This window comes from Synergistaceae bacterium (assembly GCA_017443945.1).
In the GTDB taxonomy this organism is placed as follows: domain Bacteria; phylum Synergistota; class Synergistia; order Synergistales; family Aminobacteriaceae; genus JAFUXM01.
This window is the reverse complement of sequence record JAFSXS010000065.1, coordinates 1-9872: the sequence shown is the minus strand read 5'-3', so window position 1 is coordinate 9872 and position 9872 is coordinate 1. Positions and strand designations below refer to the sequence as shown.

Genomic DNA, 9872 nt, shown 5'->3' with positions numbered 1-9872 from the left:
TGGGACTAACCAATTCAAACGCGGACTCAGAATCAGCAGTGAAGGTTTTAATAATGTGCCGTAAAAAAAGGTTTTTGCCTTTGACTTTGCTTGTTGTGTTCACTATAGCATATGGTAGCCGTAAAAATTTTTGTATGTTCGCGCTAATGTGATTACACTGCGGCCAACGGGAACAGCCATTGACGCGCAATCGACCCCGGTTATAAAAATGTTTTTGCCTTTGACTTTGCATTTATCGACTTAAAAGTGTTTGCCATTAATAGCCGTAAAAAAATTTTTTGTGTAGTCGGGGGCACCCCTGAAAACCCGTTCCCCCGAACCCCCTCCCCGCCCGTAATCCGCGTACCTCATGCGTTATCCCCGTAAAAAAATTTCGCAATCAAGCGCAAAAGTGTTATATTATCCCGCAATTATCGCCATGCAAAATTTACGGCGATTTTATATCATATGTAAACTATTATCATGAAGGAGATTAGCTGATATATGCAAATTATAAAGCGTTATATACTTCCAATTATTACGGCAGTTGTCATTACTCCGTCGATGTCGTCTGCGTCGGTGTCCATGACTCTAGCTGAATATGTAAATGAAATCTTGCTCAATAATCACACTCTCAAGGCAGCAATAAAAAACGTTGAAGCCGATTATTATTCTGTTCTTGCGTCAGTAGCTTATCAGAGGCCGAGCACTAATTTAGCAGCGTCAGGTTCATTTGCAAGCGCACAGGCAAACGGGAACGAGAAAAAATATCATGTAGCAGTAGGCAGCCTTAAATTTACTCTCACTCAGCGAATCGACATCAACGGCAGCTACAAACTTGACGAGAAACAGCACATACTCGGTTATGAAGTCTCGCGGGCAACTTTCGACACAAATTTAAATACTCTCATAGCAGCAGCAGAAGAAACGTGGTGGAGCGCAGTTCTTGCACGTGAAAATATGAAATTACAGCGTGAAATCATGTTACAGCGCGCAGAAAATCACCGCGTTACAATGGAAAAATATAATCAGGAATTAGTCCCTAGACTCGATATCGTCAGGAGTGAGGCTCAAGTCGTAGAAGCTGAAACACTCGTAAAGAATGCCGAGACAACATATTTAAATTTGCTCGCTGAACTGTCATTAATGGCAGGAGGTCTCGACGTTGAACCCGCAGCAGGCGATCTCGAAGTCCCTAAATTTGATGTAGCTCTCGATTATGACTCGGCTTTGTCGGCCCGTCCTGATGTGAGGGGAGCAAGACTCAATCTCGAACGCGCAAAACTCGTGAAAAAATTGATGGCAAAAGGTTTATCGCCTACACTTGATTTTGGATTCCAGTGGACTCCATGGGCAGACCCTAAGAACACAGCTACACCCAACGGAAGAGAGGCCGGCGCAAGTTTGACTCTCACGTTCCCATTAACTGACGGTAACGAGACAAAATATAGAGTCTTGAACGCTGATAGATTGATTCAGGCAGCAGAAGCAAATCTTGACGCACTCAAGGAACAAACAAGACGAGATATTACAGTTGCCATGAACAATTGGAGGAACGCCGCAGCATCAGAGAAGGACAAACAAAGGCAGGTCGAACGCTCCGAAGAAGAATTAAGAATCACCGAATTAATGTACTCTGAGGGAATGGGCGCGCAGATAGATTTAATAAACGCTCAGACGGCATATCAGGCAGTCAAGACAGAATATCTCGACGCAGTAAAAAATATGTATGTAGCTCTTGTTGCGTTAAGAAAGGCTATAGGCGATTATTCACCGAACGAGGACGGCTCTTGGCACGAAGCAGTAATACGCTACGGAAAGGGCAATGACATTTTAGGCGAGCCTGGACTAAAAATTTTACGCACAAACTCTAAAAAATGATGAATACAAGAAATAAATTTTTACTCGTTATAATATTATTGATTCTATGCGCGAGTCTTTCTGAATCTGAAGCAGCGAAGAAACCTGACCCGCGCGCAAAAAATATAGCTGATTTGTTCATGAGGGTAAATCCTGAAGTCAACAAGAAGCAGGCCGATAAATACTCAGCAATAATTATCGAGGCAGCAGAAAAATTTAATCAGGATCCTTATGTTATAGCGGCTATTGTCGTGCATGAGTCAACAGTGAGGGCAAATGCAGTGTCTAAAGGCGGCGACTATGGATTAATGCAAATTCACTGGAAAGCGCATTATAAGACGTTACAGCAAAGATTTCACATTAAGAGCTCGAAAGGTTTATTTGATCCGAGAATTAATATTTTCTTCGGGACAGAAATTTTTGCGGACTGCATGAAGAAATCAAGCACTGATTTATGGGGTGCGTTAATGCGTTACAGCTCAGGCAGCAGGAAATTAGCGACAAAAGTTATTGCAACTGTTCAAGAGCTGCAGAGGAAATAAAATTTTTATGAAGGGAAATTTTTTATCATGAAGAAATTTTTTGCAGGTTTATTATTTATTTGCTTATTTGCGGGAGTCTCATCGGCTGACGTTGTTTATAATACTTCAACGGGAAATTTAGGCGTTATCGAGGTCTCAAGCATTCCGGATGTCTCTATACCTGTAACTACTTATACGAACGCGGGAAATGATTCTATTCTTGCGTCATTTGCAAACGGTGATTATGCTAGAATTTTGCTTATAAAACGCGAGACTGACACATCAGCTATATCAGGCGATTCGGCATTAATATTTAATACGTCGGACATGACAACGCCCATAGATGAATATTATTTAGACGGTTCATATGGAGCTTTCAATGTTGGATATTCGCGTAACGGCAACAGCGTTTTTGTTGCTTCAGTGCTGGATAATACTATTAGTGAATTTGACTCCGGAAATTTTAAATATTTGAATCATTACACTTTGACAGATCCGGATTACTTAATCAGAGACTTAATCGTTGACAATGATTATATTTATTTGCTGATAAATGCGTCATTGAGTCAAAGTTTTCTGATTAGATTCGACGGCCAGCTGAAGGAAAATGTAAAGACTTACACAAGTTTTGATATTCCTTTTATGGCGGATTGCGTTGCTTCACTCGGAAATAATAAAATAGTAATCGGCTATGAAAAAGGGGTAGCAAGATTAGATAACAGAACGTTTATAACACTTGTAAGCACGGACGAAGAAGTAATAGCTGTCGGCAGGGATCATAACACAGGTAATGACGGATTTTACTATATAACGCAGATAGAATCTAACGGAAATTATACGAGTTCATTATGGCATTATGACAGCACTATTTATGTTATGCTTGAGAGCGAAACATCAAGTGAGTCAGCGTGTCAGCTCGTTTATGATAAAGATAAAAATGTTATGGCTGCTTTAATGGGCGGAAAAATTTTCGTTTATGAGAGCAAGACAGATACTTTGCTTGGAGAATTTGACAGCGCAGATTTAGACGGAGTACCTTTAAGTATCACGATGAGTACAGTTATTAAGAGTTCATCAAAGAAAAATTCAAGCGGCTGTAATTTTACGGGTGCAGGCGTTGTGTTAATGCTTATTGCTGCGTTAAAGTTTAGGAGGAGTAAATCATAACCCGTGAGGCTTTTGTCTCGGCCAAAGGATTATACGTATCAGGAGGCAAAAACTTTGCTAAGTAGATTCGGCTTTAATGAGAGTAACAAGGGTAAAACGTCGGGATCTCGTGTAAAATTTGAGAGAGGAGACGGAAAATTTATTTTGCTTCACAAACCGCACCCTGGAGATGTAATGTCTTCAGGAAATGTTGAAGATCTGATTAATTTTTTGAGAAAGCTAGGCGAAATATAATGACAACTAACATTTTGACGTATAAAGGCTACTATACGAAGATTCGCTTCAGCGCAGAAGATAATGTATTACACGGTATTCTGGAAGATATTGGCGATCTCGTAAATTTTGAGAGCAACACTGTTGAGGGAATTATCAAAGAATTTCACAGCGCAGTTGATGATTATATCGAATTTTGCCGCGAATGGGGCAAGGAGCCTGAGAAACCGTCTTCACTGCCCTTAACTGACGATTATAATGACTCGCAGACAAAGATCGCCGTTTAACTGTAATTTGACGGGAGCAGGCGTTAAAATTTTAGGTGAAATATAATGTCAGATCTTAATATTTTGTGCTACAAGGACTATTACACCAGAATCGAATTTAGCGCACCTGATAAAATTTTATATGGCAGATTACTTGGTATAACAGATTTTGTTGATTTCATGAGTGAGTCAGCTGAAGGAATTATCAAAGAATTTCACAGCGCAGTCGATGATTATATCGAATTTTGCCGCGAATTAGGCAAGGAGCCTGAGAAGCCGTCTTCACTGCCCTTAACTGATGATTATAATGACTCGCAGACAAAAATCGCTGTTTAACTCAAATAAGGAGTGAAAATTTTGAGTCTCGTACTATTTAATGACTTAACACGTAAGAAAGAAGAATTTACACCCATTACCCCAGGCCAAGTGAGTTTTTACTCATGCGGCCCGACCGTTTATGATTATTTCCATATCGGGAATGCACGCCCGTTTATAGTCTTTGATGTATTAAGACGCTGGCTCGAACACGAAGGCTATAAAGTTAAATTTGTGCAGAATTTTACTGATATTGACGATAAAATGATTCATCGCGCTCATCAGGAAAATATTACTGTCCCCGAACTCGCAGAAAGATTCATAAACGAGTACAACAAAGACGCAGACGCACTCGGCATTCATAAACCGGACGTAGCACCGCGCGCAACTGATCACATACCGGAAATAATAAATACTATTTCACGAATAATCGCTAACGGCCACGCATACGAGTCAAACGGAGACGTATATTTTGACGTTAGAAGCTGGCCTAAATACGGGAGTCTCTGCAAACAAAATCTCGAAGACTTAGAGTCAGGCGCAAGAGTCCAGCCAGGCGAAAAGAAAAAAGATCCCCTCGACTTTGCACTATGGAAAGCAGAGAAACCCGGCGAACCTTCATGGGATAGTCCATGGGGCAAAGGCCGTCCCGGTTGGCATATTGAATGTTCTGCAATGTCATCAAAATATTTGGGCGACAATATTGACATTCATTCGGGCGGTGTTGATTTAATGTTCCCTCACCACGAGAACGAAGCCGCACAGAGTGAAGCCGCGTCAAATTCCGGCCGTCCATTCGTAAATTATTGGCTGCATAATGGATTCTTGTTAATCGACAGCGAGAAAATGTCTAAATCTCTCGGAAATTTCTTAACCGCACGGGCAGCACTTCAGAAATATAACCCTCTTGCATTGCGATTCTTCATGTTGAGCGCACACTATAGAAGCCCGATAAATTTCACGACTGAATCTCTTGAACAGGCCGAAGCAGGAGTCATGAGATTACGAAATTGTTTGAGCGATTTAGATTTTGCCGCAGAAAATAGAGTCAGTGAGTCAAGCGATTTCAACGTAGAAAAATTTGACTCTCAGCTCAAAGAGTTAGACTCGCAATTTTCTGACTCAATGAATGACGATTTTAATACAGCTGCTGCAATCGGAATATTATTTGATGTCGTTCACCTGATTAACACCAGCTTGAAGGAAAATGAGACTCTGCCGGCTGAATTCTTTAATCTCGCAAAAAAATATCTCGCTGATTATGACAAAATTTTAGGTGTTATCGGAAGTGATGACAACGAGTCAGACTCAGAGAGCAAAGAAATTGAAGCACTCATTCAGGAACGCACGCAGGCAAGAAAGGCGAAAAATTTTGCACGTTCCGACGAAATTAGAGACATGCTTAAATCGCGCGGAATAATCCTTGAGGACACACCGCAGGGCACTAAATGGAAGCGGGAAATATAAATTATGAGTCAATTTGCTTTATTCTTCACTAAAAGATTTATGCCGTTGTTCATGACTCAATTTTTAGGAGCCTTCAACGACAATTTTTTCAAGAGTGCGCTAATGATGTTAATCACCTACAAATTAGGCGATGAAACCGGCTTAGATCCTCGAATACTTGTAAATGCTGCTGCCGGAATATTTATACTGCCGTTCTTTATTTTTGCGCCGACAGCGAGTGATTTAGCAGACAGACTCGACCGTTCATATTTAATGCGCTGGGTAAAGGTTGCAGAAATAATTATTATGGGCGGTGCTGCACTTGGATTTATACTCAATAATTTATGGCTGTTAATTATAGTTTTGTTCATGATGGGTGCTCAGTCAGCGTTTTTCAGTCCTGCGAAGTATAGCATTTTGCCTCAGCACTTGTCCGAAAATGAATTAATCGCTGGCAATGGTTTAATACAAATGGGCACATATTTAGCGATTCTTACGGGAACGATAGCGGGCGGTTTATTAATTTTGCGTGAAGGCGGTATTTATTTAGTCGGCTTTGGAGCTGTATTTATTGCTATTGCGGGATGGGTGAGCAGTTTATTTATTCCTCCTACAACGCCGATAGACTCGACTCGAAAAGTTTCATTCAGGCTGGTATCGCGCACAATTGAAATGTTTAGAGAGATTTGGCCGATGAAAAAAGTATTTTGCTCAATGCTTGCTATTTCGTGGTTTTGGCTGGTCGGTTCTGTATTTCTTGCGCAATTTCCGACATATTCAAGACTTATACTCGGCACAGATGAGAGCGTTGCAACAAGTTTTCTTGCGATATTTTCATGCGGTATAGGCTTAGGGTCAATGGCCTGCAATTCGATTCTGAAGGGTAAAATCACGACAAAATATGTTCCTTCGGCTGCGTATGGGATTGCAATATCGAGTGTTTTATTATGGTACGTCAGCGATAGGCCGCCGGTTGACTCAAGCGCGCAGGTTATTGGGGCATTAGAATTTTTCTCGCGACCTGAAAATTTCATGATTACTGCGTGTTTATTTATGATTGCTTTCTGCGGAGGGTTATATATTGTTCCGTTGTATGCTGTCATGCAAAATAAAGCTCCTGAGTCAAAAGTTTCTGGCGTTATAGCGTGTTCAAATATAACTGACTCGATTTTTATGGCTGTTGCTGCACTGGGCGCAAGTGTATTAATCGGCTGGGGAGTGAGTATCCCGCAATTATTCTTGACGATGGGGCCGACAACTTTTATTGTAGGTCTGCTCGTAGGAATGATTTAATGAAGTGTCCCCGATTCAGAAGTGAGTCGGGGAAAATTTTTTATTACCTGAAATTAAACAGTACTGCTGCTTGACTCTTATTTCCTTTTGCAAGCATCTCGATATAATAAATTGCGATTATCAGATCGGGTTTATTACGCTTTATATAAGTTTCGAGACTCCCATTAAACTGCCGCAAATCTATAGCTTCAATATGCTTTATATCAAGTGCCATAAACGGTATAACGGGCAAAGAGAACGAGTCATAAACCATCATTAATTTTTTCTCGTTATGAGCTAACAAATTTTCTATTTTCACTATCGGTCTTCCTCCGTACATATATGCTTGATACGGTGATAAGCTGTAATAATCTTTCTCGTTAAGTTGTTTCATGTCATAAATAATTCTAAAATCGCCGCTGATGTTAATTTTTTTGTCGGGAATCTCAAGTTTAAGCAGTGTATCAAATTTCGGATAAATCATCGTGAAGTCTTCAGGTTTTGCCCGCACAAGAGTAATTTTTTGGCCGTAAGAACCCAGATACCAATCACGATAAATCACATAATCAAAATTTTCAGGATTCAAAATTTCAGGATTAACCGGCCATTTATAGCCGTTGCGCAAAAATTTTAGAATCTCTCTAGCTGCCCATAGTCCTGTCTCTGGCTTCCAATGATGGTCTGTGATGAAAAACGCTTCATGATGATTCATTCCTTGATCGTGTAAAATCTCGCGCATGTCATAATATTTTACTCCGTAATCGCCTAGCATTTGCAAAAAATTATCTGCGTTCTGATTCGAGAAGTCAAGAGTCCCGGCAATGTCTTTATCTTCGGATTTACATATTTGATTCGGGAGATTCACATAGAAAAATTTTATGTCGTGAGATTCGCAGAAGTTAGCAAAATTTCTCACGGACGCAACTTTTTCTGATACATCAAAACTCTTTGTGAACGTCGCAAAATGTCCGTGTTTGAGCTTTATTACAGCGTTATATTCTGCAATGTGAGAAATATTCCAGTTTATGAAATTTCTATATTTATTTGCTGCTTCGACTATATGAATGTAAAGTAAAAGTCTCTCACTTGTATGCGCTATAAATCTTGCCTTGAGATATTTATAAGTTCGCTTTAATACACTTTCTTGCGTCAATCGCGTATGGGCGTATATAGGATTCTCGAACGGATATAATTTTTCCCAATTTATATGAATATTAGATTCTTTCTCCGCTATTTTTTCTACCCCCCTAGAAGCAAGCTGATACAACACTGAACACAAAAATAATATTATTATACTTGCAAATATGTACGATAAAAATTTTGCAGGTTTCATATTCACAGTAAAATCGCTCCTTATTTATATTTTGCGTCAACATTATACACACTGATATTCACGAAAAACGAGAATTTTGCAATTACAAAACAGTTAAATTTTCACAGTTATAGTAATGCTTCACACAATATCGTGCTAATATAATTTTACATCATTTGAAATCAAAAAATTTTTTATCCGTCTTTGATGCGTCCGGCTTTGATGAACGTCCCGGAACTGTTGCATAATACATTATAATAACTATGTCAGGCCGTTCTGAAGTAATATAATTTCGTAGACTTCCAGTGAAATGGCGTAAATCTATTTCTGCAACATTTTTTATATCGAGCGCGAGAAATGGCAGCACGCAATTTGCAAATGATTCATGAATCACAAGCAATTTTTTATCACAACTGGTCAAAAGATTCGTGAATTTAATTAACGGTTGATCTGCATAATCGTACGCTGCATAAGAGTTTAAATTATAGTAATCGTGCGTTTGTATTGACTCCATACTATAAATAATTGCAAAATCGCCGGTTTTATTAATTGCAGAAGTGGGAATCTCGTAAATAAAGCTGGTCTCAAATTTCGGATAAATTAGCGAAATATCGTCAGGTTTTGTCCGCACAAGTTTAATTTTTTTGCCCTGAGAGCCCAGAAACCAATTACGATAAATCACATAATCAAAATTTTCAGGATTCAAAATTTCAGGATTAACCGGCCAATTATAATTATCGCGCAGAATCTTTAGAGTCTCGCCTGCTGCCCATAGTCCCGACTCCGGCTTCCAATGATGATCTGTTCTGAAAAACGCTTCATGATGATTCATTCCTTGATCGTGCAAATTTTTTCGCAAGTCATAATATTTTACGCCGTAATTGTCAAGCAGCGTCAAGAATCTATCTGCGTTCTGATTCGAGAAGTCAAGCACTCCGGAAACGTCTTTATCTTGAGAGACGCATATTTTATTGGGCAGGTTGACATAAAAAAATTTAATGTCAAGTAAGGCGCAAAAATTAGCAAGTTCTAAAGTTGAGAGGGCATTTTGTGTAACGTCGCTGCTTTGTGTGAAAGTTGTTAAATATCCGTCAGAGAGTTTTACTACCGGGTTATATTCAGGAATGTAGGCGATATTCCATTTTATGAACTCTTCATAACGCCTTGAGTTTTCTATTATGCGGTCATAGCCTGCGAGTTTTTCTGTTGTATAACTAATTGTTTTATCTTTGAGAAAATTATAAATACGTTGTAATACCCCCCCCCCCCTTGCGTAAATTGCGTATTTTCGGCAGGTGCAGAATCAAAATTTGACTCAAACGGGTATAATTTCGCTAAATCTACTGTATTAGTGCTGATAAATTTTTTGTCTTCATGAGGCGATATTTTGTAGATTCCTCTTGCTGCTATGTGATAACAAATCGAGGACAAAAACAGCATTACAACACTAATGAACGCGCATGATAAAAATTTTTCCGGCTTCATATTCACAGTAAAATCGCTCCTTATTTATATTTTGCG

At 39.4% G+C, this 9872-nt stretch carries 11 protein-coding genes; 8 read left to right on the top strand and 3 right to left on the bottom strand.

What is annotated here, in order from left to right:
• The first annotated feature begins 483 nt into the window (after nt 1–483).
• The 8 genes from IJT21_07145 to IJT21_07110 are packed head-to-tail and all read left to right on the top strand — an operon-like array spanning nt 484 to nt 7060.
• Nucleotides 484–1860, top strand: a complete 1377-nt coding sequence (locus tag IJT21_07145; GenBank protein MBQ7578021.1) for a TolC family protein — start codon at nt 484–486, stop codon at nt 1858–1860.
• On the top strand, nt 1857–2381 hold the full coding sequence (locus tag IJT21_07140) for a transglycosylase SLT domain-containing protein (protein ID MBQ7578020.1): 525 nt from the start codon (nt 1857–1859) through the stop codon (nt 2379–2381). Before IJT21_07145 ends, IJT21_07140 begins: the two co-directional genes overlap by 4 nt.
• Nucleotides 2382–2408: 27 nt before the next feature.
• Entirely contained in the window at nt 2409–3527 is a 1119-nt protein-coding gene (locus IJT21_07135; protein MBQ7578019.1) for a hypothetical protein, read from the top strand.
• 54 nt (nt 3528–3581) lie between these two features.
• The gene (locus tag IJT21_07130) at nt 3582–3761 is read left to right on the top strand and encodes a type II toxin-antitoxin system HicA family toxin (GenBank protein MBQ7578018.1); all 180 of its coding nucleotides are present in this window, start codon (nt 3582–3584) and stop codon (nt 3759–3761) included.
• Nucleotides 3761–4027, top strand: coding sequence for a type II toxin-antitoxin system HicB family antitoxin (locus IJT21_07125; protein MBQ7578017.1), 267 nt, complete (start codon nt 3761–3763; stop codon nt 4025–4027). Before IJT21_07130 ends, IJT21_07125 begins: the two co-directional genes overlap by 1 nt.
• Nucleotides 4028–4072: 45 nt before the next feature.
• Entirely contained in the window at nt 4073–4342 is a 270-nt protein-coding gene (locus IJT21_07120; protein ID MBQ7578016.1) for a type II toxin-antitoxin system HicB family antitoxin, read from the top strand.
• 21 nt (nt 4343–4363) lie between these two features.
• Nucleotides 4364–5788 (top strand): cysteine--tRNA ligase, encoded by a 1425-nt coding sequence (gene cysS / locus IJT21_07115; protein ID MBQ7578015.1) that lies wholly within the window; start codon nt 4364–4366, stop codon nt 5786–5788.
• Nucleotides 5789–5791: 3 nt separating this feature from the next.
• Nucleotides 5792–7060, top strand: coding sequence for an MFS transporter (locus IJT21_07110; protein ID MBQ7578014.1), 1269 nt, complete (start codon nt 5792–5794; stop codon nt 7058–7060).
• A 43-nt stretch (nt 7061–7103) separates the two neighbouring features.
• Here the strand turns inward: IJT21_07110 and IJT21_07105 are convergent, their stop codons facing one another.
• From IJT21_07105 to IJT21_07095, 3 genes are all read right to left on the bottom strand, one after another.
• Nucleotides 7104–8378, bottom strand: coding sequence for a hypothetical protein (locus IJT21_07105; protein ID MBQ7578013.1), 1275 nt, complete (start codon nt 8376–8378; stop codon nt 7104–7106).
• A 145-nt stretch (nt 8379–8523) separates the two neighbouring features.
• Nucleotides 8524–9285 carry a hypothetical protein gene (locus IJT21_07100; protein ID MBQ7578012.1) on the bottom strand — a complete coding sequence of 254 codons (762 nt, stop codon included), beginning with the start codon at nt 9283–9285 and terminating at the stop codon, nt 8524–8526.
• A 242-nt stretch (nt 9286–9527) separates the two neighbouring features.
• Entirely contained in the window at nt 9528–9842 is a 315-nt protein-coding gene (locus IJT21_07095) for a hypothetical protein (GenBank protein ID MBQ7578011.1), read from the bottom strand.
• Nucleotides 9843–9872 lie beyond the last annotated feature (30 nt).